The 23,306-nt window shown below is 58.7% G+C and carries 22 protein-coding genes and 2 tRNA genes; 11 read left to right on the forward strand and 13 right to left on the reverse strand.

Going from position 1 to position 23,306, the window contains the following annotated elements; genetic code table 11:
* Positions 1 to 61 precede the first annotated feature (61 nt).
* Positions 62 to 844, reverse strand: a complete 783-nt coding sequence (gene murI, locus T518_RS01590; protein ID WP_036374131.1) for a glutamate racemase — start codon at positions 842 to 844, stop codon at positions 62 to 64.
* 231 nt (positions 845 to 1,075) lie between these two features.
* Here murI and T518_RS01595 point away from each other — a divergent pair.
* Positions 1,076 to 1,164, forward strand: a tRNA-Ser gene (locus T518_RS01595).
* Positions 1,165 to 1,167: 3 nt separating this feature from the next.
* A tRNA-Ser gene (locus T518_RS01600) sits at positions 1,168 to 1,258 on the forward strand.
* Between the two features lie 76 nt (positions 1,259 to 1,334).
* Here T518_RS01600 and uxaC read toward each other — a convergent pair.
* Complete coding sequence (uxaC, locus tag T518_RS01605; RefSeq protein WP_248617132.1) at positions 1,335 to 2,723, reverse strand: glucuronate isomerase; 1,389 nt, start codon at positions 2,721 to 2,723, stop codon at positions 1,335 to 1,337.
* A 226-nt stretch (positions 2,724 to 2,949) separates the two neighbouring features.
* Between uxaC and T518_RS01610 the strand changes: the two genes are divergently transcribed.
* Entirely contained in the window at positions 2,950 to 3,741 is a 792-nt protein-coding gene (locus T518_RS01610) for a sulfite exporter TauE/SafE family protein (RefSeq protein WP_036374136.1), read from the forward strand.
* Between the two features lie 62 nt (positions 3,742 to 3,803).
* On the opposite strand, the gene T518_RS11315 is transcribed toward T518_RS01610, so the two are convergent.
* Positions 3,804 to 4,505, reverse strand: coding sequence for a hypothetical protein (locus T518_RS11315; protein WP_051652132.1), 702 nt, complete (start codon positions 4,503 to 4,505; stop codon positions 3,804 to 3,806).
* A 324-nt stretch (positions 4,506 to 4,829) separates the two neighbouring features.
* Between T518_RS11315 and T518_RS01625 the strand changes: the two genes are divergently transcribed.
* Positions 4,830 to 5,258 (forward strand): EamA family transporter, encoded by a 429-nt coding sequence (locus tag T518_RS01625; RefSeq protein WP_036374141.1) that lies wholly within the window; start codon positions 4,830 to 4,832, stop codon positions 5,256 to 5,258.
* A gap of 61 nt (positions 5,259 to 5,319) precedes the next feature.
* Here T518_RS01625 and T518_RS01630 read toward each other — a convergent pair whose 3' ends face one another.
* Entirely contained in the window at positions 5,320 to 5,949 is a 630-nt protein-coding gene (locus tag T518_RS01630; protein ID WP_036374144.1) for a Flp family type IVb pilin, read from the reverse strand.
* Positions 5,950 to 6,062: 113 nt separating this feature from the next.
* Positions 6,063 to 6,575: a cysteine hydrolase family protein gene (locus T518_RS01635; protein WP_036374146.1), complete on the reverse strand. Its 513-nt coding sequence runs from the start codon at positions 6,573 to 6,575 to the stop codon at positions 6,063 to 6,065.
* Positions 6,576 to 6,734: 159 nt separating this feature from the next.
* Between T518_RS01635 and T518_RS01640 the strand changes: the two genes are divergently transcribed.
* Both T518_RS01640 and T518_RS01645 read left to right on the forward strand, forming a co-directional pair.
* The gene (locus T518_RS01640) at positions 6,735 to 7,712 is read left to right on the forward strand and encodes a DNA cytosine methyltransferase (RefSeq protein WP_036374489.1); all 978 of its coding nucleotides are present in this window, start codon (positions 6,735 to 6,737) and stop codon (positions 7,710 to 7,712) included.
* Positions 7,713 to 7,719: 7 nt separating this feature from the next.
* Positions 7,720 to 8,589 (forward strand): NgoMIV family type II restriction endonuclease, encoded by an 870-nt coding sequence (locus tag T518_RS01645; protein ID WP_211248163.1) that lies wholly within the window; start codon positions 7,720 to 7,722, stop codon positions 8,587 to 8,589.
* A 73-nt stretch (positions 8,590 to 8,662) separates the two neighbouring features.
* On the opposite strand, the gene T518_RS01650 is transcribed toward T518_RS01645, so the two are convergent.
* Together T518_RS01650 and T518_RS01655 are read right to left on the reverse strand one after the other, a co-directional pair.
* On the reverse strand, positions 8,663 to 9,796 hold the full coding sequence (locus tag T518_RS01650; RefSeq protein WP_244881825.1) for a metallophosphoesterase: 1,134 nt from the start codon (positions 9,794 to 9,796) through the stop codon (positions 8,663 to 8,665).
* 117 nt (positions 9,797 to 9,913) lie between these two features.
* Positions 9,914 to 10,153, reverse strand: a complete 240-nt coding sequence (locus tag T518_RS01655; protein ID WP_005841398.1) for a hypothetical protein — start codon at positions 10,151 to 10,153, stop codon at positions 9,914 to 9,916.
* Positions 10,154 to 10,344: 191 nt separating this feature from the next.
* Here T518_RS01655 and T518_RS01660 point away from each other — a divergent pair, with 191 nt between their 5' ends.
* From T518_RS01660 to trpS, 4 genes are all read left to right on the forward strand, one after another.
* Entirely contained in the window at positions 10,345 to 10,851 is a 507-nt protein-coding gene (locus T518_RS01660) for an NADH-quinone oxidoreductase subunit NuoE family protein (protein ID WP_036374152.1), read from the forward strand.
* Positions 10,852 to 10,869: 18 nt separating this feature from the next.
* Complete coding sequence (locus T518_RS01665; protein ID WP_036374156.1) at positions 10,870 to 12,117, forward strand: complex I 51 kDa subunit family protein; 1,248 nt, start codon at positions 10,870 to 10,872, stop codon at positions 12,115 to 12,117.
* A complete protein-coding gene (locus T518_RS01670) occupies positions 12,114 to 13,883 on the forward strand; it encodes an NADH-dependent [FeFe] hydrogenase, group A6 (RefSeq protein ID WP_172674693.1) in 1,770 nt (589 codons plus the stop codon). Before T518_RS01665 ends, T518_RS01670 begins: the two co-directional genes overlap by 4 nt.
* Positions 13,884 to 14,253: 370 nt before the next feature.
* Positions 14,254 to 15,261, forward strand: coding sequence for a tryptophan--tRNA ligase (gene trpS / locus T518_RS01675; RefSeq protein WP_036374157.1), 1,008 nt, complete (start codon positions 14,254 to 14,256; stop codon positions 15,259 to 15,261).
* A gap of 92 nt (positions 15,262 to 15,353) precedes the next feature.
* Here the strand turns inward: trpS and T518_RS01680 are convergent, their stop codons facing one another.
* From T518_RS01680 to T518_RS01705, 6 genes are all read right to left on the reverse strand, one after another.
* Positions 15,354 to 16,220 (reverse strand): CoB--CoM heterodisulfide reductase iron-sulfur subunit B family protein, encoded by an 867-nt coding sequence (locus T518_RS01680; protein WP_036374160.1) that lies wholly within the window; start codon positions 16,218 to 16,220, stop codon positions 15,354 to 15,356.
* Between the two features lie 3 nt (positions 16,221 to 16,223).
* Complete coding sequence (locus tag T518_RS01685) at positions 16,224 to 17,168, reverse strand: succinate dehydrogenase/fumarate reductase iron-sulfur subunit (RefSeq protein ID WP_303696180.1); 945 nt, start codon at positions 17,166 to 17,168, stop codon at positions 16,224 to 16,226.
* A 2-nt stretch (positions 17,169 to 17,170) separates the two neighbouring features.
* Positions 17,171 to 19,021, reverse strand: coding sequence for an FAD-dependent oxidoreductase (locus tag T518_RS01690; RefSeq protein WP_036374163.1), 1,851 nt, complete (start codon positions 19,019 to 19,021; stop codon positions 17,171 to 17,173).
* Positions 19,022 to 19,198: 177 nt separating this feature from the next.
* Entirely contained in the window at positions 19,199 to 20,107 is a 909-nt protein-coding gene (locus T518_RS01695; RefSeq protein WP_036374165.1) for a LysR family transcriptional regulator, read from the reverse strand.
* 31 nt (positions 20,108 to 20,138) lie between these two features.
* On the reverse strand, positions 20,139 to 21,131 hold the full coding sequence (locus T518_RS01700) for an asparaginase (RefSeq protein WP_303696184.1): 993 nt from the start codon (positions 21,129 to 21,131) through the stop codon (positions 20,139 to 20,141).
* Between the two features lie 160 nt (positions 21,132 to 21,291).
* On the reverse strand, positions 21,292 to 22,251 hold the full coding sequence (locus T518_RS01705; RefSeq protein ID WP_036374168.1) for a bile acid:sodium symporter family protein: 960 nt from the start codon (positions 22,249 to 22,251) through the stop codon (positions 21,292 to 21,294).
* Positions 22,252 to 22,451: 200 nt separating this feature from the next.
* Here T518_RS01705 and T518_RS01710 point away from each other — a divergent pair, with 200 nt between their 5' ends.
* Positions 22,452 to 23,294 (forward strand): AraC family transcriptional regulator, encoded by an 843-nt coding sequence (locus T518_RS01710; RefSeq protein ID WP_036374170.1) that lies wholly within the window; start codon positions 22,452 to 22,454, stop codon positions 23,292 to 23,294.
* Positions 23,295 to 23,306 lie beyond the last annotated feature (12 nt).

Below are 23,306 nucleotides of genomic sequence, written 5' to 3' on the forward strand. Positions count from 1 at the left end.
AAAGAGTGGGAAAGTCAAGATTTTCAGAGGAATATTGCCCATTCCGCTAAATCCAGTGAATTCAGTGAATCTCGTAGACGAGGTCGAGCCGCTCCATGTAGCGCGCGATGCGCGCAAGCTCTGCCGCATCCTCGACACGACGGCCGGAGTAATAGTAGTCGACCGTCTGGGGCAGATTCTCGAGCCCATGACGCGCATCGAGCTGGCGCATGAGCTCGCGCACCGTTCCCTCATTGCCGTCGACGAAGTGCATGTTCTCCGGCATGATCTCGCGCATCGTGTCCTTGAAGTAGTTGAAATGCGTGCAGCCGAGCACGAGCGCCGAGTAATCCGCAAGCGGGAAGCGGCCGAGCTCCTGCTCAAGGTACGCACGGACCGCCTCCGAGCGGAACTCCTCGCGCTCCGCGAACTCCACGAGGCGCGGCAGTGGCAGCAGGTCGACGAGATGGTCCTTATCGAAGCGATCGATGAGGATCTGCATCTTCTTGCCGTGCACCGTGATTGGCGTCGCCGCCACGAGCACGCGGTGCTCGCCGTCGAGGTCCAGCGCCTTCTTGGCCGCCGGCTCCATGCCGATGATCGGGATATCATAGCGGTGACGCATCTCGCGGACCGCCACCGACGTCGCCGTATTGCAGGCGACGACAATTGCCTTGACATCGCAGCCGACGAGAAAGTCGAACGCCTGCTGAACAAAACCCATGACCTCTTCCCTCGTCTTGACGCCATACGGCACGTTGTCCTCATCCGCGTAGAAGACGAACTGCTCATTTGGCAGCACGCGCATCGCATGGTGCAGCACCGAAAGCCCGCCAATGCCCGAATCAAAAAACGCAATTTTCATTGCCAACAGCCCCCGAATCGATTATAATAAAGATAAATAAGGTGGCACCGCCTAGCGGCAGCCCTCTATAGTAGGTTTATCTAAAAAACCGCCTACAGCGTCCAACTAGAAGGCGGGTCTTTTTATGCCTCAGTTCATTATAGCAGGTCTAGTTTCGTACTGCAATGGCGGACAGCCCGCTTCGAGTTGACAGACTTGTGCTGTTTTTGCTATAATAGGATTACTGTATATGGAGAGGTGTCCGAGTGGTTTAAGGAGCCGGTCTTGAAAACCGGTGATGCAGCAATGCACCGTGGGTTCGAATCCCACCCTCTCCGCCATATGGAGTGGTACTCAAGAGGCTGAAGAGGACGGTTTGCTAAATCGTTAGACTGGGTAACCGGTGCGGAGGTTCGAATCCTCTCCACTCCGCCACGAAGAAAAATAAGGACTGCCAGATGGCAGTCCTTTTTCTATGCCGGATAGGCCCGGGGCATCCTGCGTGTATGCATCAGATGCCAAAGTACTTCTTGGTGTTCTCGTAGCAGACATCACGGATCAGGCGGCCCAGCGCGTCCTTGTCGGACGGATAGAGCCCCTCCTCGACGAGCGAGGCGAGCACATCGCAGAGAATGCGGCGGTAGTACTCGTGGCGCGGCCAGAACAGGGCGCTGCGCGCATCCGTCGAGAAGCCGATGGCCGTGCCGATGATGCCGAGGCTCGCCATGTAGCCGAGCTGCGCGCGGATGCCGAGCGGCGTCTGGTTGATCCACCACGACGGGCCGAGCTGCAGATGGCCCTCATCCTCCGTCTGGAAGGCACCGAGGATCGAGCCGATGACGACCTGGTCCGACGGGTTCATCGAGCTCACGACGGTCTTCGGCAATGCCTCTTCGCGCGAGAGCAGGTCAAGGAGCAAGGCGAGGCCCTCGCCGTCGCTGCTCGCGCTGATGCAGTCAAAGCCTGCACCGCTGCCGAGCCCTGCCGCCATCTTGCTGTTCATATCGCGCAGGATGCCGTAGTGAAGCTGCATGACCCAACCGCGCTCCGCGTACTTCTTGCCGAGGAAGCGCAGGACAGCCGTCTGGTACTTCTCGACTTCTTCCTGCGTCGGCGCCCCCTTGCTGTTGATGACGCGGCCGACGATGTCATCGAGCTCGTACTCCTCCGCCTCGCGGTAGACAATGCGCGGGAAGGCGTGGTCAGCCGTGCGGCAGCCCATGCTGTCAAAGTAGGCGATGCGCTTCGCGAGCGCCTCGCGCACCTCCGTCATCGTCGAGATCTCGACGCCCGCCGTCTGGCCGAGGTCGTAGAGCATGTAATTGCCCCACTCCGGATTGGCGATGTCGAGCGCCGCATCGGGATGGAATACCGGCAGCACCTTCACGGGGAATCCCTGTTCCCTGATCTGGCGGTGCCACTTGAGGTTGTCTTCCGGATGGTCAGCCGTGAAGACCGCCTCGACATTGCCCTGCTCCAGGAGCGAGCGCACTGTCATCGTGCCATCTGCGAACTTCTCCGAGCAGACCGACCAGACATCGTCTGCCGTCTCTCCGCTGAGCACGTAGTGGCAGTCAAAGACGCGCTTGAGCACGAGATGGACCCACGTGTAGAGCGGATTGCCCGCCGCCCGTGCGAGCGACTCCGCGAAGTACTGGAAGCGCTCGCGCGCCGGTGCCTCGCCGCCCGTGATGAAGCGCTCCTTGACGCCATTGGCGCGCATGAGCCGCCGCGCGACGGGATTGTCGACGAGCACCTCCGTCAGATTGTGGTAGACGCGGTTCTCCGCAATGTCCCGCACGGGGATGTGCGTGTGGTAGTCGAGGATCGGCAGCTTCTCGGCATATTCGTGATACAGGTCTTCCGCAAATTCCGAGTGCAAGAGAAAATCTTCATCCATAAAACGTTTCATGATAGCCAGCCTCGCTTTCCTATATCGTTATCTTGCTAGAATAATTCGCGCTTTGCCCGAAGAATCCCTGCTGAGTGGACAGAAAAGTCGAACAAAAATTTGCATACTGCACAGCTATGACTACCATACCGTTTTCGTCCGACCTCCCATCCCATTCTATGGTATAATGGCATCAGCATCACTTCACCACAAAGAAAGAAGGTCTTTTTCCCACATGGATATCCTCTTGTTCCTGCTGCTCGGCATCGGTGTCGGCACCTTCGGCACGCTCGTCGGCATCGGCGGCGGCCTCATCTGCGTGCCGATCTTCATCCTGTTCCTGTCGGACGGCGGCGTCTACCCCTACTTCCACACGGCGGCCCAGATTGCGGGCACCTCGCTCGTCGTCGTCATGGCCAACGCCATGAGCGGCACGCTTGCCTACATCCGCCAGAAGCGTGTGCTCTTCAGCGCCGCCATCCCGTTCGCCATCGCCACGCTCCCCGGCGCCGTGCTCGGCTCGTGGATCGTCAACAAGTTCAGCACGACGATGCTTGACCTCTACTTCGGCATCTTCCTGCTGCTGATGTCCATCATCATGTACTGGAACTCCACCCATAAGCCAGTCTCCAACGCCATGGATGTGTCGGAAGACTTCCAGTACAACCGCACGCTCGGCATCATCGCCAGCCTCGGCGTCGGCTTCATCTCGAGCATCTTCGGCATCGGCGGTGGCGTCATCCACGTACCGCTGATGATCTACTTGCTCGGTTTCCCCGTCCACGTCGCGACGGCCACGAGCCACTTCGTGCTGGCCTGCTCCTCCGCCTTCGGCGTCGTCAGCCACTTCATGCTCGACCACATCATCTGGATTCCCGCCATCTGCATCTCCATCGGCGCCGCCATCGGCGCCCAGATCGGCGCCAAACTCTCCAAGAAGACAAAGTCGAAAGTCATCCTCATGCTGCTCTCGCTCGCCATGTTCGCGCTCGGCATCCGCCTGATCCTCCTCGGCAGCGCCCACTGAGTTCCACAATCTTACACCCATATACACAAAAAAGGAAGTGCTCATCAGCCCTTCCTTTTTGTTTACCATTTCTCCATAGCTTTGACCAAACCGCGCGCCTTCTCGAGGTCCATGTCCTTGAGCGTCGACGATACGACCGGCGCGCCGAAGATGGAGCAGGCGTACTCGAAGGCGTCCTGCCCGATGTGCAGCGGGAAGTCACGGCTGCTGCCGATGCTCGTGCCGGTGATGCCGGTAAGCTCGCCGATGAGGCGGTAGCCCTCCGGCGCCTTATGCGACTGGCCCAGATGGTACATGTCGAGGTAGAGGCGGTCGTAGCGCGTGCCGTCGACGCTGACAAGCTCGAAGATGTCCACCATCGCGTCGAGCACCTGGGACGTTGTCGAGCCGAGGCGGTGGAACGCCATGCGGCTCTCCGTGTCCGCCGTCAGCAGCCGTGACAGATACGTGACCTGCCCCGTCGGCCCGTTGACCGGGATAGGATTGTCCGCGCAGCGGCCAAACTCGCCCACCGCGCCCGGTAGCTCATCCGGCGTCTGCGCGCCATCGTCGAACTCCGCGAACATCATCGGCGGGTAGTCCGCATTCTGCAGCTCCACATCATTCAGGATATGGTACGAGCGCGAGAACAGCTTCATCACTGCTTTCGGCGACGGATCCGGCCCCAGAGCCTCAAACTCCTCGACTGTCGGCTTGATGCTCTTCTTCTGCTTCTTCGAGCCAGTGCCCTTCTTGCCTTTAAAAAAGAAATCCTTGATTGTCATATTATCCTCTCCTCTCTGCGCATCTCCATCATAGCAGAGAGTGATGCCCGGATCGTGTCAAAAAACATGTGAAGTTTGCGCCGTCATAGATGCTCGCCGATCCTATACCGTGGCAGGCCAAAATCCGCCGCCATCAGCTCCACCTTGCCATGCCCGATGATCTTCTGTATCAGACTGTCCTCAGTCTAACACAGGAGGGACGCTCAGAGGTCGTTTGGCAGGCGACAATCGCTCTTGCCATCTGCAGGCAGATACTGTATCATAATTCATATAAGAATCATATTTTTTAGATAATAATTTTCAAGACAAGAAAGGATGATTGACATGGAACCATGGCTTTTCTACGCACTGCTCTCCGCCGTCAGCGCGGCATTCGTCTCCATCTTCGGCAAGGTCGGCCTGCAGGGCATCGACAGCAACGTCGCGACAGCCGTGCGCGCCGTCATCATGGCGGTGTTCCTGATTGGTGTCGTCTTCGTGCAGGGTAACTTCTCGCACATGGCAGAGGTGCTGCAGGACAAGAAGGGACTGCTCTTCGTCGCCCTGAGCGGCATCGCCGGTGCAACCTCGTGGCTCTTCTACTTCCTCGCACTCAAGTACGGGCCCGTCTCCAAGGTCGCACCGATCGACAAGCTCAGCGTCGTCTTTGCCGTCATCCTGGCCGTCATCCTGTTCGGCGAGAAAGTCAGCCTTGTCCACGCCTGTGCCATCGCGATGATCGCGGCAGGCGGACTCATCCTGGCCATCTGGTGAGCAACAGCCCTTGAGATGCATCCTGAATCAACAAGGATGCCACCTCAAGGGCTTTAGTATATCACCAACGGCCAGGATAGATGCTCATCCCTGTCCCATCTGCCGAAGGACCTACATGGCCTGTGGTTTTAAAATAGGTCTTCCCATTTCCCTGGGGATCATAATTTCCTTCATCCACATAGATTGTGTGCGGATACTTAGAGTTTTTTTCTCCGTCCTTATTATAGTAGTACCCCGAATTTCTATTATAGGCAGCTTTCAGCTGATCGAAAGTCGTACCTTTATTATCCACAGCTGAATAATAAGTCACCACATAGTGACCATTGGGGTGAATCTTGACATACCAGCCATCCCCATCCTTTGTCTGGATATTGAGCTTCCTGGCTATTTCCCGTCCCTTCTCGCTGTCAGATGAGATTTCTATCTCCTGTCCCTTTTGCTGTGGATCTCCAAGTAAATCGGTCAATTTACCAAATCGTCCATCATGCAGCCTTTCTATAATCTCACTAGAAGACTGCGCAACGGACAGGCTTTCCTTCCCCAGAAGTTCTGCGGTCTGATTGAAAACAGAACGGATGGATTCCGCCAGCCCGCCTTGCCCATTGGAAGAATACAAACAAAGGCCTATGCCTGCCACCATGGCCAGTATCAGCGCATATTCAACGATTCCCTGTCCACTCTGCTTTTTCATCTGTATCACTTCCTTTGTAAAAGGTATAGCAAAAAAACAGGCAATCTGTCACGCTTGTTGGCGTCCCAGGTACTATCGCCCATCTCTGCGCCCGCCAGCTGCTCGTCACCAGGTCAGTGGACCACAACCTGGCACATCTTCATCGCCTGCAACGCATTCTCGTGGCTCTGCGGCATCACGCCAGCACAGCACGACGCGTCGACAGAGACAGGCACCTCCGGGAACGCCGCCTTGAGGATCATCGCATTCGCAACCACACAGATGTCCGTGCAGAGCCCCACAAGCTCAATCGCATCCGGCTCCAGCCCCGCGATGACCTTCGGCAGCTCCAGCGAGCCAAAGGTCGGCTTCTCCACGACAGCCGCCGCCTTCTCCACAAAAGGCTTCAGCGACGGCGCAATCTCCCAACCCTTCTCCGGCTTGATGCAGTGCGGCACCGGCAGGTTCTTCCCCTCCTGCGTCTCAAGGTAGTCCGCGCCGTGCGTGTCCTGCGTAAACACCAGCAGCGCCTCCTCCCGCTCCAACTTCTCCACCAGCCGCGGCAGCATCACCTGCGCCTCCTTCGTCCCCAGCGCTCCATCGATGAAGTCATTCTGCATATCAATCACGACAAGTACCTTGCGCATAACGACCGATCCTTTCAAAAAATCAACTTTTTCTTCATTATCGCACAAGGCAACTGTCTTGACAACGCCAAGTTGCAGATTGAATGCCGTTTATATCGCATAGGCCTATCTTATGATATAATGGAGAAATAGACAACGAACGAACCAAAAGGAGTAACTATGCTGACTTGTGTCGAGATTTGTGCAGGTGCCGGCGGGCAGGCCCTCGGGCTGGCGATGGCGGGATTTGTACATGTAGCATTAGTAGAATACGAAAAAGAATACTGCGATATCTTAAAAGAGAATCGACCAGAGTGGCCTATAATCTGCGCAGATGTCCATGATTTTGACGGCAAGCCATATCACGGCGTCGACCTGTTCGCTGGCGGCGTCCCTTGTCCGCCTTTTTCTGTTGCAGGCAAGCAACTCGGCGCTGATGATGAGCGCGACCTCTTCCCAGAGGCGCTGCGTCTCGTCCGCGAGATTGAGCCCCGAGCCATCATGCTGGAGAACGTACGTGGATTCCTTGACCCGTCATTCCGCGAATACCGCGAATACATACTGCGTTCCATCGCCCACATGGGATACGACGTGCAGATCAAGCTCCTGCAAGCGTCCGACTACGGCGTCTCACAATTGCGGCCGCGGGTTGTCATTGTCGGCATCCGCAATGACGAGCCAGGCCGTTTCACATTTTCATATCCAGCGCCTCATCCTGAACAGACACCGACAGTCGGCGCGCTCCTGCAAGACCTCATGGCAGAAGCTGGCTGGAAAGGTGCCAGGAAATGGGCAAAACAGGCAGACAAGATTGCACCTACCATCGTCGGAGGTTCCAAGAAGCATGGCGGTCCGGACCTGGGGCCTACACGTGCCCGTCGTGCCTGGGCAGAGATGCAGGTCGAAGGCAAGAGCATCGCGGACAAGGCACCTGATCCTGAATTTACCGGCATGCCACGGCTGACTCCGCGCATGATTGCCCGTATCCAGGGTTTTCCCGATACATGGGTATTCGGCAAGACCAAAACACGTGCTTGTCGCATGATTGGCAATGCATTCCCACCCCCTGTCGCAAAGGCAGTAGGAGAAAAGATAAAGGAGGCCCTCTATGCCAGTAAGCAAGGTTTTACTCTCACACGAGAGGAGTATATTTCATAAGCAACTCTTGGACACAATTCTTTCTGTCGATGCAGGTGGCATACCGTCCAACGCAGACCGGAGCAACAAGCTATCCGTACAACTCGCACAAGGAATCCACCAGAGAATCTTGCAGGAAGTTACCCTGCACGCGGACATTGCCCAGGAACAACCTACAACCTATATGAAACGCCAGAAGGCCCAGGGGCAGACAAGCGGCAGCATCTTTGAAGAGAAGACTATGGAATTCTTGCGTTCAACCTTTCCAAAACTGCAACATATCCGTCCAGGCAACTGGCATATCCTGAAACTCGGCAATAAGAACGCCATCAAGACCTCAGACTTTGCACAGTACGAGCACCTGGCCTATCTCAACGCACTAGTCAAGAGAGATTCTCATTTATCTGCCGCTCTCGGCAACGATTACATGGTAGCACCGGACATCATTGTCTATCGTGATCTCTATACAGACGAAGAGCTCAATACACCAGAAGCTATTGTCGATGACCATACAGCAAAGTCTGCCGCCATCCGTAAAATAAATGGAGGCAAGCCAATCTTGCATGCCTCCGTATCCGCAAAATGGACGATGCGAAGCGACCGTGCCCAAAACAGTCGTACCGAAGCCTTGAATCTTATCCGCAATCGCAAGGGCAGCCTTCCTCATATCGTCGTCGTCACGGGCGAGCCAACACCATCCCGCCTTGCCTCCTTAGCGCTCGGTACTGGTGACATCGACTGTCTCTACCACTTCGCACTCTACGAGCTCGTCGATACCGTCAATGAATTAGCCGCCGAGACACCAGCTGCAGAAGATACCCAACAACTCCTTCAAACCCTGATTGAAGGAAAGCGCCTCAAAGACATTTCCGATTTGCCGCTTGACCTAGGCGTTTAATGGTAAACATATAGGTACAGCCCAATAAAAGCGAGCATCCCCACTCACAGGATGCTCGCTTTCTTGTACTTTCTTATGCATTTGTCAAGGTAAAGTACGCAATCTCCGGCGGGCAGCCGAGGCGGAAGGGGAACCAGCTGCCGTTGCCGCTGTGGACGTAGCCGTAGGAATCGCCGAGTTTGACGAGGCCGCGGGTGTATTTGAATACGGGGAAGAGCGGCTGACCGAGGATGCCGAACTGGCTGCCGTGGGTGTGGCCAGTCAGGGTCAGGGCGATGCTATGGGCGGCTCCGTCGTCGATGTATTCGGGGTGATGGGCGAGCAGGATAGAGGGGACGTTTTCGGGCAGATTCTCGATGGCCTGTTGCATGTAATTCTTGCGCTGTGCCTCGAAATGGGGACGGTCCATCGGGTAGTCGACGCCGAGCATGTAGAGGTTCTTGCCGGGCACTTTGCGGCTCTCATTGATGAGGACGTTGATGCGCGTTTTGGCTAGATACTTGCGGATGGTATCGATGCCGCGGAAGTGCTCGTGATTGCCGAACGCAAACCAGATGCCGTCGGGAAATGCATCGGCGTAGCGATCGAGAATCCTGGCAGCTTCTTCGTTCTGCGTCACGTCGTCAAAGAGGTCGCCGGTGACGGTGAGCATATCGGGCTTTTGGGCGGCAATGCGGCGCAGCAGGGAATCGAGTTCGGCGACGGAAAAGAAACTGCCGAGATGGACGTCGCTGATCTGCGCGAGGCGGTACCCCTCCCCCGCTCCGAGCCCTTTGACTGGAATCGTGAAGTTGCGCTCGACAGTCGCCTCACGTTCCCAGAAGCCGCCGTAAATGCTGAGACCAGCGGCCACGGCGGGATAGACGGCTGCATGACGGAGAAGGCGCCTGCGGCTCTCGTCGACGGGCACGGCCATCATGCGGCGCCAGAAGAAGCGGACGATGACTGCTACAAGAACAAAGGCCGTGCAGATGAGCTGCGTCATGAAGCCGACGATGACCGTCTCGATGATGAGGCTCGGCCCTGATATGAGATGGTAGATGATGGCGCGGCCAATGAACCAGCCCATGCCGATGGCGTCGAACAGCAGCATGACGATGCGCACCCGACGCAATGATCTGCCGGAGAAGAGGTAGCGCGTCGTGAAGAGAAGGCAGGCGATGACGGAGACGACCATGACGATCATGATGAGTGTGAACCAGGTCAAAAGATTCCCTCCTAAATGTAACAACAAAAAGCAAATCTTGCAGAAAAAAATAGACCGGATGACCGGTCTTTGCCTCAATTGGCCTGAGGTGGGCGTGCCTCCTGGCACGGGCCTGGCTCAAGCCAAGCCACGAAGGTGAGCGGATTCGGCCTGCCGTTCCCGGTAGTACCAGCGGATGGATTTGCCGATTGCACAGCGCACGGCATCGAGCTCTCCGCGTTTCGCTAGTTTCTTGAGCTGATTGACGTCAAAGCCACTGACGGACAAGTAACTTGCAGAAAGGAAACCTCCTCGTTTCAACATCTTGCGATAGCTCGCACTGTCACGACGGTCCATTTCAATGTTCTTGATTGCCATATTCAATCCCCCCACAATGTTGGTCTTATTTACAAAGACACCTTCGGGCAAGTACATTATACCACAAAATTGTAAGCCGGGCTACACTTCCAAGATACCTTTCCATTTATTTTTGCATAAAAATACGCTATAATGAGGATGTTATCTCTGTGTATTGGTATGTTACCTTTTTGCCTTTTAGGAGGGTTACTATGCTTACTGCCTTGACGAAGGAATATCCTCTGCCGAGTGAGCTGCAGGAGCGCATCGATCTGGTGCTTGAATCCCACGACTGCGACCCGACGCAGATTGTCGGCATCCTGCTCGATGTGCAGGCACTAAACGAGCGCCACTATGTGCCGGAGACGACGGCTTACTACATCGCGGACCGCCTCAAGATGCGCGTGACGAATATCTTTGACTGCCTGAAGTTCTACAGCGAGCTCTCGCCGGTGCCGCGCGCGAAGTATCCGATCCAGGTCTGCTGTTCGCCGGCCTGCCGCGTCAATCGCGTCGATTCGCACCGCCTGATCTCGACACTCGAGCAGCTGCTCGACATCAAACTCGGCGAGACGACGTATGACGGGCGCTTCACGCTCGAGCAGGTCACCTGCATCGGCGCCTGCGACCGCGCACCGGCCGTGCGCATCAACGGGCACGTCTACGACCATCTCGACACGCAGGAAAAGATTGAAGCGCTGTTGCGCTCCCTGCCCTGAGCTGGAGGAGGTTAACACATGCAAGTACATTTTCTGACCAAGAACTTCGGCAAGTACGACACTTCGTCGATCGGTTCCTACATGAATGTCGGCGGCTTCGAGGCGCTGCGCAAGGCGGTGACGATGGACCCGGAGAAAATCACAGACCTCTTGACGAAGGTCAAGATCAAGGGGCGCGGCGGCGCGGAGTACCCGCTCGGCCGCAAGTGGTCGCAGGCGCGCGCCGTCCGCGGCGAACGCAAGGTCGTCATCTGCAATGCCGACGAGGGCGAGACGACGACGTTCAAGGACCGCGAGCTCATCTGCCACGACCCGTTCAATCTCATCGAGGCCATGATCATCGCGGCCTACGTCGTAGGCGCCTCGGACGGCTTCATCTACATGCGCGCGGAGTACGCCTGCTACCGCCCGCTGCTCCTGAACGCAATTCGCCAGGCGAAGAACTACGGCTTCCTCGGCACGAACATCCTCGGCCGCGGCTTTGACTTCGACATCCACCTCTACTCAGGCGCCGGCGCCTACGTCTGCGGCGAGGGCACCGCCCTGATCCGCTCGATTGAGGGCAAGGCGGGCCGCCCGCGCATGAAGCCGCCGTTCATCAAGGTCAGCGGCGTCTTCGCCCGCCCGACCTGCCTCAACAATGTCGAGACGCTGTCGCTCGTGCCGCACCTCTTGCTCGACGATGCGGGCGTCTACGCCTCCTGCGGCAGCGGAGAGTCGATCGGCACGAAGCTCATTAGCGTGGCGGGCAATGTCAACCGCCCGGGCGTCTTTGAGATCCCGTTCGGCACGACGGTGCGCGAGATCCTCTACGACCTCGCCGGCGGCATCCAGCACGACCGCAAGATCCAGCTGATCCAGTTTGGCGGCGCCTCGGGCAAGATTGCGGACGCTTCCATCCTCGACACGCCGTACACCTACGAGGACCTGCGCGCAGCCGGCGTCATGGTCGGCTCAGGAGGCATGCTCGTCATTGACGAGCGCACAAGCGTGCTCGATTTCCTGCGCATGAATCAGGAATTCTTCTGGGAGGAAAGCTGCGGCCAGTGCACGCCGTGCCGTGAGGGCAATCTCCACATCAAGATCATCCTCGACAAGATGGCCGCGGGGACGGCCACGCGCGAGGACATCGCCATCATGATCAAGATTGCCCGCGTCATGAGCATGTCCTCGCTCTGCGGCCTCGGCGAGACGGCACAGAACACGCTGATGTCGGCCATGAAGGTTTTCCCGGATCTCTTTGATATTGGAGGAGCGCGCGCATGAGTACGGAGACTGCAAAAATGACGAATCAAGAACAAGAGATGGTCCACCTGACCATCAACAACATCCCGCTCGCTGTGCCCAAGGGCACGAAGATCATGCAGGCGGCGCAGGAGCTCGGCATCGATATCCCGCATCTCTGCTACCACGAGGACCAGCGCATCAAGGCGCGCTGCCGCCTCTGCTCCGTCGAGGTAGTCGGCAAGCGCCGCTTGCTCGCGGCCTGCTCGACAGAGGTCTGGGAGGGCATGGAAGTCCACACGGACACGCAGATTGTACGCGACACGCAGGTCGCCATCCTGCAGCTCATGCTCGCCAATCACCACAAGGACTGCCTCTCCTGCCCGCGCAACCAGAACTGCGATCTGCAGCGCCTCTGCAGCCGCTTCAACATCCAGCACTCCTCACTGCCGTCCGTCTGCAAGGAGGAGCCGCGCATCGTGACGAATCCCGCCATCGTGCGTGACCCGTCGAAGTGCATCCGCTGCGGCCGCTGCATCCGCGCCTGCAAGGATGTGCAGGGCATCGCGGCGCTGACGTATGCGGGGCGCAGCAGCGACATCATCGTCACGACGGCCTACAACAAGCCGATGGAGACGACGGACTGCATCCTCTGCGGTCAGTGCAGCCTCGTCTGCCCGACGGGCGCGCTCGTCGAGAAAGACGATACGGAAAAAGTGCTCGACGCGCTGCAGGATCCGAAGAAGCACGTCATCGTGCAGGTCGCGCCGTCGGTACGCGTCTCCCTCGGCGATGCCTTCGGCATGGAGCCAGGCGCCATCGTGACAGGCCAGATGGTCACGGCGCTGCACCTCCTCGGCTTTGACAAGGTCTTCGACACGAACTTCGGCGCCGACCTCACGATCATGGAGGAAGGCACGGAATTCCTCGACCGCCTGCAGCATGGCGGGGTGCTGCCGATGATGACCTCGTGCTGCCCGGGCTGGGTCAGCTACGTCGAGAAGCACTACAGCGACTGCCTGCCCCATCTCTCCTCGACGAAATCGCCGATGAGCATCTTCGGCGCCGTCGCCAAGACGTACTACCCGAAAGCGGCCGGCATCGACCCCAAGGACATCGTGACGGTGTCCGTCATGCCGTGCACGGCGAAGAAGTTCGAGGCTGCGCGCCCGGAGATGGGCCGCGAGGGCCGGCAGGATGTCGACATCGTGCTGACGACGCGCGAGCTCATCAAGCTCATCAAATACGTCGGCCTCTCCTTCGGCCAGCTGCCTGAGACGGACTTCGACAGCCCGCTCGGCACGGCCTCGGGCGCCGGCGCGATTTTCGGCACGACGGGCGGCGTCATGGAGGCCGCCCTGCGCACGGTCTGCGACAAGCTGACGGGCAAGACGCTCGAGCGGCTCGACTTCCAGGAGGCGCGCGGCTTCCAGGGCATCAAGGAGTGCACGCTCGAGATTGGCGGCCATACGCTGCACATCGCAATCGCGCACACGCTCAAGAACGCGGAGATTCTCATGGAGCAGGTCCGCAAGGGCATCTCGCCCTATGACTTCATCGAGGTCATGGCCTGCCCCGGCGGCTGCATCGGCGGCGGCGGCCAGCCCGTCGGCACGACGAACGCCGTCAAGAAGAAGCGCATGCAGGCACTCTACGAGATTGACCGGAATCTGCCTGTCCGCAAGTCGCACGAGAATCCCGTTCTGCAGGTGCTCTACCGCGACTTCCTCGGCGAACCGGGCCAGGGCAAGGCACACGAACTCCTGCACACGAGCTATAATGCCGTGCCAAAAGAGTACCGATTCTGATGCGCTTCCATCCGCTTGACAGACAGGGGCCGCAGTGGTATGGTAGAGACAATATGAAACCGTTGAAGCGAGGATAACGTCAGATGAGCGCCTGCAGAGAGTCCGGGGAGCTGCGATCCGGATGGCATGCAGTCTGGCAAATGGGTCGCTGAGGGCGCACTGAACCTCTCGGGAATAGTCCGGGAGCAGTAGGCTGCGACGTCAGGCACGCGTCAGTTGCCGGGAGCATGCCTGTGCTCCGCTAAGTGCATGGCTCGTCCATGAAACAGGGTGGCACCGCGAGAATTTCGTCCCTGGCAGTATAAGAGATACTGTCAGGGATTTTTGTTTTCCTGACAGCTGAGCCGATGAACAGAAAGGAAGCTTCACCATGGAAAACGAAACCAAGAAAATCATCCTCTCCGGCATCCAGCCGACGGGCGTCTTCACGCTCGGCAACTACCTCGGCGCAGTCCGCAGCTGGAAGAAGATGCAGGAGGACTACAACTGCTACTACTTCATCGCCGACCTGCATTCCATGACCATCCACATTGACCCGCAGAAACGCCGCCAGCAGACGCGCGAGGCCTTCGCCCTGCTGCTCGCCTGCGGCATCGACACCGAGAAGAGCCTTGTCTTTGTACAGAGCCACAACAAGTGCCACGCCGAGATGGGCTGGATCATGGACTGCTGCTCGCAGTTCGGCGAGCTCTCGCGCATGACGCAGTTCAAGGACAAGTCGGCCAAGCATCCGGACAACATCAATGCCGGCCTCTTCACGTATCCGGCCCTGATGGCAGGCGACATCCTGCTCTATCAGGCGGATTACGTGCCGGTCGGCGCTGACCAGACACAGCACCTCGAGTTCACGCGCGATGTCGCCACGCGCTTCAACCACACGTACGGCGAGGTCTTCAAGCTGCCGGAGGGTTACTTCCCGAAGGCCGGCGCGCGTGTCATGAGCCTGCAGGATCCGACGAGCAAGATGAGCAAGTCGGACACGAACCCGAAGGCCACGATCTCAATCCTCGATGATGAGAAGACCATCCTCAAGAAATTCAAGAGCGCCGTCACGGACAGCGAGGCCTGCGTGCGCTTTGACCCGGATAAAAAGCCGGGCGTCAGCAACCTCATGACGATCTACTCGGCCATCACGGGCAAGACCATGGAGGAAATCGAATCCGAATTTGCCGGCAAGGGCTACGGTGATTTCAAGGCTGCCGTCGGGCAGGCCGTCGCCGATGAGCTGCGCCCAATCCGCGAGAACTTCGCGCGTCTCATTCAGGACCGCAGCTACCTCGAAGAAGAGATGAAGAAAGGTGCTGAGCGCGCGACCTACATCGCCAACAAGACGCTGACGAAGGTCAAGAAGCGCGTCGGCCTGCTGCTCGCAAAATAATCGTAATATCACACAAAAAGGCATGCCCCGGAATCCGGGGCATGCCTTTTTGTGTGTGATGTTGTTTTATAGGTGTGAGTATAGGTGCGGGATCAGCCGATCTTGAGTTTCTCCTGCGCCGAGACATGGCGGTCGAAGCCGATGTCTTTCTTACTCATGCCGAGCGCCAGGCCGATGAGCTGCTGCAGGTGAAGGATTGGGATCTCGACGGACGACTGGACAGCCTGGCGGCCTTCCGGCTCGTACATGTCGAGCTGCATCTGGCAGAGCGGGCACGGTGTGACGATGAGGTCGGCATGGGCGCGGCCGGCGCTATCGACGATCTGGCCCGTGACCGTCAGCACATCGTGCTCGGCAGCGAGCTGGGCGTGGAAACCGCAGCACTTGCGGTGCGCGTCGAACCAGACCGGCGTGCCGCCGAGACGGCGGACAAGGCGCTCCAGCGACTCTGGGTACTTGCCGTCCTCATGGCTCATGATGTCCTGCGGGCGCAGGATGTGGCAGCCGTAGTAGGCGGCGATCTTCGTGCCCTGCAGGGCGTCCGTGACCTTGCCCTCGAAGAGCTCCGGATGGTCATCGAGTACCCAGAGGAAGTGCGTGATTTCGCTCGTGCCCTTGTACTCGTACGGATGGCCGGCCTCCTTGAGGATGGCATTGACCTTGTCCTTGAGCGCCGCATCGTGGTCGAGGCGGTACTTGGCCGTGCGCAGCTGCAGCGTGCAAGTGTTGCAGACCGTCAGGATGGGCAGGCCCATGTTCTCGGCAATCGAGATATTGCGCGCATTGACAGCGAGCGCCGCGAGGTCATTGACGCCCTGCGCGTGCGAGGCGCCGCAGCACGTCCAGTTCGGGATCTCCTCCAGCTCGATGCCGAGCGCTTCGCATACCTTCTGCATGGAGGTATAGGCTTCGGCTGCAGCCCCCTTGAGGACACAGCCCGGGAAAAATGCAAATTTCATCGCTTACTCCTCCTCTTTCTCTGCCGCCTTGACGATGGCTGCGATGGTCTTGACCTCCGGATTGACCGGATGCGACTCCAGCGGGTTCATCTTGCCGACATGCATGAGGCGCAGAGCCATCGGAGCACGCAGGCCAGCCATGAAGAAGCCCTCCGACTTGATGTTGAGCTTCGACTCGTCGAGCGTGCCCGACTCCTGGATGTCGTCGTAGATTGCCTTGGCGTGGCGCGCGCCGACATTGTCGTCGAGGTGGTACTTGAACGTCGCGGCCTTGAGCTTCTCGATGGCACCGGCCGGGTCGAGATGCTTCGGGCACTTCGCCGTGCATTCCTGGCAGTTGAAGCAGCGCCAGAGGCCGGCGTCGAGGACAGCCTTGAGGTGTTCCTTCGGGTCCTTGTCGCGCGAGTCAGCCGTGATGCGCTCTGCCTTGACGAAGGCAAACGGATCGAGGAAGTCCTTCTGGTTCAGCGTGTTCTTGTTGCACTCCGAGACGCACGAGCCGCAGAGGATGCAGCCGGCGTACTTCTTGTACTTGTCGAAGTCGGCCGGCGACTGGCGGCAGCCATCTTCGGCGCTGAACTCGTCCTTCGGATGGACGACGGGCTTGACTTTCTTAATGCGCGCGTACTTCGGATCCCAGTCGACGATGAGGTCGCGGATGACGCGGAAGTTGCCGAGCGGCTCTACTGTCAGCGTCTCGGTCTGGTAGCGCGCGATGAGGTCAGCGACGAGCTTCTCGCAAGAGAGCTCGGCATTGCCGTTGACGCGCACGGCGCAAGCGCCGCAGATGCTCGAGCGGCAGGAGCATGTGAAGGAAAGGGTCGGATCCTGATGCTCCTTGATGCTGATCAAGGCCTCGAGGACCGTCATGCCCTTCGTGACCTCGACCGTGTAGTCCTGCACCCACTTGCGCCCTTCTACGAAGCGATGGATTCTCAGTGTAGCCATGATCAATACTTCCTTTCCTTCGGCTCATATTTCGTGACGACGACATCCTTGTATTCAAAGCGGTACTTGCCGTCCTCCTTGAATACGAGCGTGTGCTTGAGGAAGTTCTTGTCGTCGCGCTTCGGGAAGTCGCGGCGCGTGTGCGCTCCGCGGCTCTCCTTGCGGGCAATGGCGCCCTGGACGATGGCCTGCGAGATCTGCAGGAGGTTGCCGAGCTCGATGTACTGCTCATAGGCCGTATTGTAGATGTGCGACTGGTCGCCGACGTAGCAGTTCTTGTACTGGTCTTCGAGGACGGAGAGCTCTTTGGCGGCTGCCTCGAGGTCCGGGCCGTTGCGGAAAACGCCGGCCTTGAACCACATCGTCTTGACCATGTCGTCGCGGATTTCCGGCACCGTGCGATTGCCGTCATGCGGGCGCGAGGTGACCTCTTCGAAGGAGTCGAGCCACTTCTTGCTGTCCTTCGTCAGCTGGTCCTGGCTGCCCTCGTACTTGTGCTCCTTGGCGTAGGCTGCGGCGCCGTCGCCGGCCGTGTGGCCGAAAACGAGGACCTCCGAGAGGGAGTTGGCGCCGAGGCGGTTGGCACCGTGGACCGAGACACAGCTGCACTCGCCGGCCGTGTAGATGCCCGGCACGCGCGTCTCGCCCGTGTGGAAGTCGGCCATCTCGAGGCCACCCATCGAGTAGTGGCAGGTCGGGCTGATGAGGACCGGCTCCTTCGTGATGTCAACGCCGGCAAAGCGCTTCGCGAGGTCTGCGACCTGGCCGAGGCGCTGGTGGATGCGCTCGGGTGGGATCTTCGTGAAGTCGAGATAAACGCCGGCCGTGATACCCTCGCCGATGCCGCGGCCCTGCTCGATCTCCGTCGCGATGCCGCGGGCGACGATGTCGCGCGTCGCAAGTTCCATCTTCTCTGGCGCATACTTCTTCATGAAGCGCTCGCCGTCCTTGTTGACGAGCAGCGCGCCCTCAGCACGGCTCGACTCAGAGAGCAGGACGCCGTTGACAGAAAGGCCCGTCGGGTGGAACTGCACCATCTCAGGGTCCTTGAACGGGATGCCGACGTTCATGCCGGCGACGATGCCGTCGCCCGTCGAGCTGTACGGGTTCGACGTGCGGACCCAGTAGGCGCGGCCGTAGCCGCCCGTCGCGATGACGATGGTCTTGGCGGGGATGCCGATGATGTTGCCGCTGCGCATGTCCATGGCGACGACGCCAGCGAGCTTGTCCTTCTTCTCGCCCGCCATCGAGATCTCGAGCATCTGGCACTCGGAGATGAAGTCGATGTCGTGCGCAAGGCACTGCTCAAAGAGCGTGTGGACCATCGCGTGGCCGGCGCGGTCCTCGAAGTAAGCGGCGCGTGCATGGGCGTGGCCGCCCATCTTGCGCTGATGGAAATGGCCGTCATCCTGGCGGTTGTAGGGATAGCCCATGTAGTCCATCTCATAGATGTTCTTGCCGGCGCGCTCGACGAAGTACTCGACGGCATCCTGGTCGCAGAGGTAGTCGCCGCCCTTTATGGTATCGAAGGCATGCGACTCGAAGCTGTCGTTCGGGTCCGTGACGCCCGTGACGCCGTTCATGCCACCCTGTGCCATCGTCGAGGCCGAACGCGTCGGCACGAGCTTCGTCAGCACGGCAACCTTGAGGTCCTTGTTCTCCGCTGCAGCGAGCGCGGCGCGCATGCCGGCACCACCGCTGCCGATGATCAGAACATCGTATGTGACATCACCCTTCTGGACTTTTTCCGGTATGTTCCGGCCATTCCAGGTGAAGTACGATCCCGCTGCCAGGACGACACCGGCTGCCGCTGCGCCCTTGATGAAGGTGCGGCGCGAAATTTCCCTTGACATTGCTGTCCCCTCCCGATTGTTGACGAGTAGTGAATAGGAAGCAGGATTCCTGTTTGCTCCAGTTCCCGATAGATGATTCCATGTATGTATTGGATGTTCCTATTCTACCATTAAATACAGCTATCAAGAAAATACATTCTGCTTATAGTGTCTATTCGAGAAACCTATAGGCTGCTGTCAGTCGGCGCGCAGGAAGTCGATAAAGCGCTGTGCGGCAAGGGAGAGCTGGCGCTGCTTGCTGCAGACGGCGAGCAGCTGGCGGTCCTCCACCTCTTCCTCGAGCTCAAAGAAGAAGGCCTGCTCCTTCCAACGCCAGCTCTGCACGAGCATGTCGGTCACGAGTGTCGCGCCGAGCCCCGCCGCGCAGAGCTCTGACGCCTCGATGATGCTGTTCGCCTCAAAGATCACCTGCGGCTTTGCGCCCGAAGACTCGCAGAGCTTCTCGTAGACCTCCGCCATCTGACGCGTCGGCTGCAGGCGGATGAAGGGCTCGCCCGACATGGCGGCAAACGAGATGCGCGGGAAGCCCGGAGCCTTGTCCTCCGCATGAGCTCTCGCGAGCGGATGCGCCTTCGGCACGGCCAGCATCGTATGCTCGCGGCAGAGCGCGACAGACGTAAAGTCCGGACGAAGGGAGCTGCCGTAGAGCAGAGCGAAGTCGACGGTACCCGAGGCGACGTAGTCCTCGAGCGTACGCACGGGCGCTTCCTTGATGGCCAGCTGGATGCCCGGGTACTGGCGGTGAAAGGCGACGAGCGGATCGATGAGGAAGCAGGCTGTCCGCGTGCGCGAGCTGCCGATCGTCAAGCTGCCCGTGCGCAGCTCCGAGAGGTCTGCGACTTCCTGCACGAGCGACTGCTGGATGCGCAGGATCTCCTTCGCCTGGCGCACGTAGATGGTGCCGGCCGGCGTCAGCGCAAGCGGTGTCTGGCTGCGGTCAAAGAGACGCACGCCGAGCTCCGTCTCGACTTTCTTGATGCACTGCGAGAGCGATGGCTGCGAGATGTAGAGATGCTTAGCAGCAGCCGAGAAAGTCCCGTCTTTGGCGACCTGCAGGACGCTGCGCCATTCGTGTTCATCAATCATGATATCATCCTTCCCTATCGACCCAATCAATTCAATAAATAGAGAACATCGTGCGGATGGAGGCCGTGTCACTCGTCTTCAGCAGAGCGAGCTGCAGCAGGACGCGCGCCTTCGCGGGATTCAGCGTGTCGCTCGCGATGAAGCCATTTGCCTCGTACGATGCCTCGGCCCTCGTCACGCGGCCGGCCGCGCTGCGCGTGCTGCGCACGACGGCGATGCCCTCTGCGGCGGCCTCGGCAAGTGCCGTCTCCACGCGCTCGGGGATGCTGCCGTTGCCCATGCCCGCGTAGACGATGCCCTGACAGCCTGCCTTTTGGGCCGCCGCAACGAGGAAGCCGTCGTCGTCGGCATGCGCGTAGAGTATGGCCACGCGCGGCAGAGCGGTGACGCCTTTGACGGAAAACGCGCTATGGACCGTATGGCGGCGCAGCGGACTCCGGTAAAAGACAGGCTCGCCGTCCTGCACGCTGCCAAGCGCTCCCATCTCCGGCGAGCGGAATGTATCCAGTGACGTCGTATGCGTCTTGACGGCATCGCGAGCACTCTCAATGGTGCCATTAAGCACGATCAGGACGCCCTTGCCCGCCGCTTCATCGTCGGCGGCGACGCGCACGGCCTGCAAGAGGTTCATCGGGCCATCGGCACTCATGGCCGTCGCGGGGCGCATGGCCCCCGTCAGCACGATTGGCTTCTCGCTGTGGACCGTCAGGTGCAAGAAATATGCTGTCTCCTCCATCGTGTCTGTGCCGTGCGTGATGACGATGCCATCGACATCCTCACGCGAGAGCAGCGCATTGCAACGCGCGGCGAGGCGCAGCCAGATCACTTCCCGCATGTCCTTGCTGTCAATGGCGGCAATCTGCTCGCCTTCCACCTCTGCATAGCGGCGGATCTCCGGCACAGCCGCCAAGAGATCTGCAACGCCGATGGCACCGGCCTCATACCCTGTCGTCGCCTCTTCTGACGCTGCTCTGCCGGCAATCGTCCCGCCCGTCGCGAGGATGTAGATGTGTTTCTTGATCATGGTCTCCTGTCCTTTCTCTCTGACGCTTTCTTTATTCTGTCTTAATTATAGCGTACCTGTTACAAAAGAAAAGCTCCCACGTGCGCGCAGCACCATGGGAGCTTTTCCTGACTTCGGTGAATTTATGGGATTATTTACGTTGACTGTGGGGAACAGCAGGTCATTCCTGCGTTGCCGGCTCTTTCTCTTGCTCTTTCGTCATGCGGCTGGCGAGGTAGTTCGCGGCAAGCGAACCAGAGATGTTGTGCCAGACACTGAAGATTGCACCCGGGATTGCTGCTGCTGCGCCGAAGTGCATCATGGCGAGGGAAGTAGCGAGGCCGGAGTTCTGCATGCCGACTTCGATGGAGATGGCCTTGGCCTTGGCCATGTTCATGTGCAGGGCCTTAGCGATGCCGAAGCCGAGTGCATAGCCGAGCAGGTTGTGGAGCATGACGACGAGCATGATGAGAGCGCCCGTCTCCATGATGCGCTGCGAGCTGACCGCGACGACGCCGCCGACGATCAGGACAATAGCGACAACGGAGATCAGCGGCAGGAGCTTGACGTACTTCTGGATGAAGTTGCCGAACAGCGAGTTGACGATGATGCCGCCGACAATCGGTACGATGACGACCTTGACGATCGACATCATCATGGCCGAGAGGGAAATCTCAACCCAGGCACCGGCGAGCCACCAGGTTAAAAGCGGCGTGACGACCGGGGCGAGGATTGTCGTCGTCATCGTCATCGAGACGGACAGCGCGACGTCGCCGCGTGCCAGATACGTCATGACATTCGAAGACGTGCCGCCTGGGCAGGTACCGACGAGGATGACGCCAGCGGCGAGCTCCGGCGGAAGGTTAAAGCCCTTGGCGAGCAGCCAGGCAAGGCCCGGCATGATCGTAAACTGTGCCAGAGCACCGACGAATACGTCGCGCGGACGCTGGAATACCAGGCGGAAATCGCGCAGGCGCAACGTCGTGCCCATGCCGAACATGACGATGCCCAAGAGCATCGCGATATTCGGCGCGGCCCACTTGAACGTCCACGGCTGGAACAGGGCAATGACAGCGACAATGATGACGAAAGCCGCCATGTACTTCGATATGAAATCACTGAGTTTACCTAAGAACTTCATAAGTTCGTCCTCCTTTGAGTATTTTGTATACCGTATGATTCCTTGGTAGATTGTTTACAATCATACAACCATCACTGTCCATTGTCAATGGTTTTTATAAAAAATATCAGTCGTTTGTCCTTTGCAAATGGATTCCTATCGTTTGTTATCTTTTGAGGGATGACGTATAATAGAAGCAGATTAATCGGGAGGAAGGAATCATGGAAGATATACAGACCTGCAATACACCCTTCGATGAGACAGGCGACCTCTGCCTGACGACATTCGGCCATTCTGTGACACATCCCGGCCATACGTACGGCCCGGCCGTGCGTTCCTATTACCTGATCCACTTCATCCTTGCGGGGAAGGGGACGTTCTATGTCAACCAGCACACGTATCACCTGTGTGCCGGACAGGGCTTCCTCATTGAGCCGGATTATCAGACCATCTACAAGAGCGACCAAACGGAGCCGTGGACGTACAGCTGGGTCGCGTTCAGCGGCAGGCGCGCTGCTGAGATGGTCGCATCACTCGGCCTGAGCCAGGATGAGCCCATCTTCTCCTGCACCAAAGAGCAGGGATGGAAGCTCGCCGCCTATGTCCAGGATATGCTGCAGCACAACAGCTTTACGCAATCCGGCCGCTACTACCGCCTGGGTCTGCTGCTGCAGTTCCTGTCCATCCTCTCAGAGGCGCAGCGCGAGCTGCTCCCGCAGACAGACGGCAATGCCTACATTGCACACATGACGAAATTCATCCGCCTGCACATCGAAGAGCCCTTCACCATCCAGGACCTCGCCGATTACATGAACCTTAACCGCAGTTACATGACGACACTCTTCAAGAAACATCTCGGGATCTCCCCGCACGTCTACATCGAGAACTGCCGCATCACCAAGGCAAAGCATCTGCTCGAGACCACCACGTTTTCCATCGAATCCATCGCCTGCTCGTGCGGCTATGCCAAAAGCGACTCCTTCACGCGCGCCTTCTTGCGCAGGGTCGGCATGAGGCCAAAGGAATACCGGCAGCGCCAGCGCCGCTATCTTCCCAAAACGTAAAAGATTCCCCGA

Origin of the sequence: Mitsuokella jalaludinii DSM 13811, from assembly GCF_000702905.1 — a bacterium.
Classification (GTDB): Bacteria; Bacillota; Negativicutes; order Selenomonadales; family Selenomonadaceae; genus Mitsuokella; species Mitsuokella jalaludinii.

What these genes read in the sequence shown, in the direction of transcription:
- T518_RS01680 (WP_036374160.1), bottom strand. Translation starts at nt 16,220, where the DNA reads ATGAAATTTGCATTTTTCCCGGGCTGTGTCCTCAAGGGGGCTGCAGCC.
- T518_RS01610 (WP_036374136.1), top strand. Translation starts at nt 2,950, where the DNA reads ATGGATATCCTCTTGTTCCTGCTGCTCGGCATCGGTGTCGGCACCTTC.
- T518_RS01690 (WP_036374163.1), bottom strand. Translation starts at nt 19,021, where the DNA reads ATGTCAAGGGAAATTTCGCGCCGCACCTTCATCAAGGGCGCAGCGGCA.
- T518_RS01705 (WP_036374168.1), bottom strand. Translation starts at nt 22,251, where the DNA reads ATGAAGTTCTTAGGTAAACTCAGTGATTTCATATCGAAGTACATGGCG.
- T518_RS01695 (WP_036374165.1), bottom strand. Translation starts at nt 20,107, where the DNA reads ATGATTGATGAACACGAATGGCGCAGCGTCCTGCAGGTCGCCAAAGAC.
- T518_RS01670 (WP_172674693.1), top strand. Translation starts at nt 12,114, where the DNA reads ATGAGTACGGAGACTGCAAAAATGACGAATCAAGAACAAGAGATGGTC.
- T518_RS01630 (WP_036374144.1), bottom strand. Translation starts at nt 5,949, where the DNA reads ATGAAAAAGCAGAGTGGACAGGGAATCGTTGAATATGCGCTGATACTG.
- T518_RS01660 (WP_036374152.1), top strand. Translation starts at nt 10,345, where the DNA reads ATGCTTACTGCCTTGACGAAGGAATATCCTCTGCCGAGTGAGCTGCAG.
- T518_RS01655 (WP_005841398.1), bottom strand. Translation starts at nt 10,153, where the DNA reads ATGGCAATCAAGAACATTGAAATGGACCGTCGTGACAGTGCGAGCTAT.
- T518_RS11315 (WP_051652132.1), bottom strand. Translation starts at nt 4,505, where the DNA reads ATGACAATCAAGGATTTCTTTTTTAAAGGCAAGAAGGGCACTGGCTCG.
- T518_RS01625 (WP_036374141.1), top strand. Translation starts at nt 4,830, where the DNA reads ATGGAACCATGGCTTTTCTACGCACTGCTCTCCGCCGTCAGCGCGGCA.
- uxaC (WP_248617132.1), bottom strand. Translation starts at nt 2,723, where the DNA reads ATGGATGAAGATTTTCTCTTGCACTCGGAATTTGCGGAAGACCTGTAT.
- T518_RS01635 (WP_036374146.1), bottom strand. Translation starts at nt 6,575, where the DNA reads ATGCGCAAGGTACTTGTCGTGATTGATATGCAGAATGACTTCATCGAT.
- murI (WP_036374131.1), bottom strand. Translation starts at nt 844, where the DNA reads ATGAAAATTGCGTTTTTTGATTCGGGCATTGGCGGGCTTTCGGTGCTG.
- T518_RS01700 (WP_303696184.1), bottom strand. Translation starts at nt 21,131, where the DNA reads ATGATCAAGAAACACATCTACATCCTCGCGACGGGCGGGACGATTGCC.
- T518_RS01665 (WP_036374156.1), top strand. Translation starts at nt 10,870, where the DNA reads ATGCAAGTACATTTTCTGACCAAGAACTTCGGCAAGTACGACACTTCG.
- T518_RS01710 (WP_036374170.1), top strand. Translation starts at nt 22,452, where the DNA reads ATGGAAGATATACAGACCTGCAATACACCCTTCGATGAGACAGGCGAC.
- trpS (WP_036374157.1), top strand. Translation starts at nt 14,254, where the DNA reads ATGGAAAACGAAACCAAGAAAATCATCCTCTCCGGCATCCAGCCGACG.
- T518_RS01685 (WP_303696180.1), bottom strand. Translation starts at nt 17,168, where the DNA reads ATGGCTACACTGAGAATCCATCGCTTCGTAGAAGGGCGCAAGTGGGTG.
- T518_RS01640 (WP_036374489.1), top strand. Translation starts at nt 6,735, where the DNA reads ATGCTGACTTGTGTCGAGATTTGTGCAGGTGCCGGCGGGCAGGCCCTC.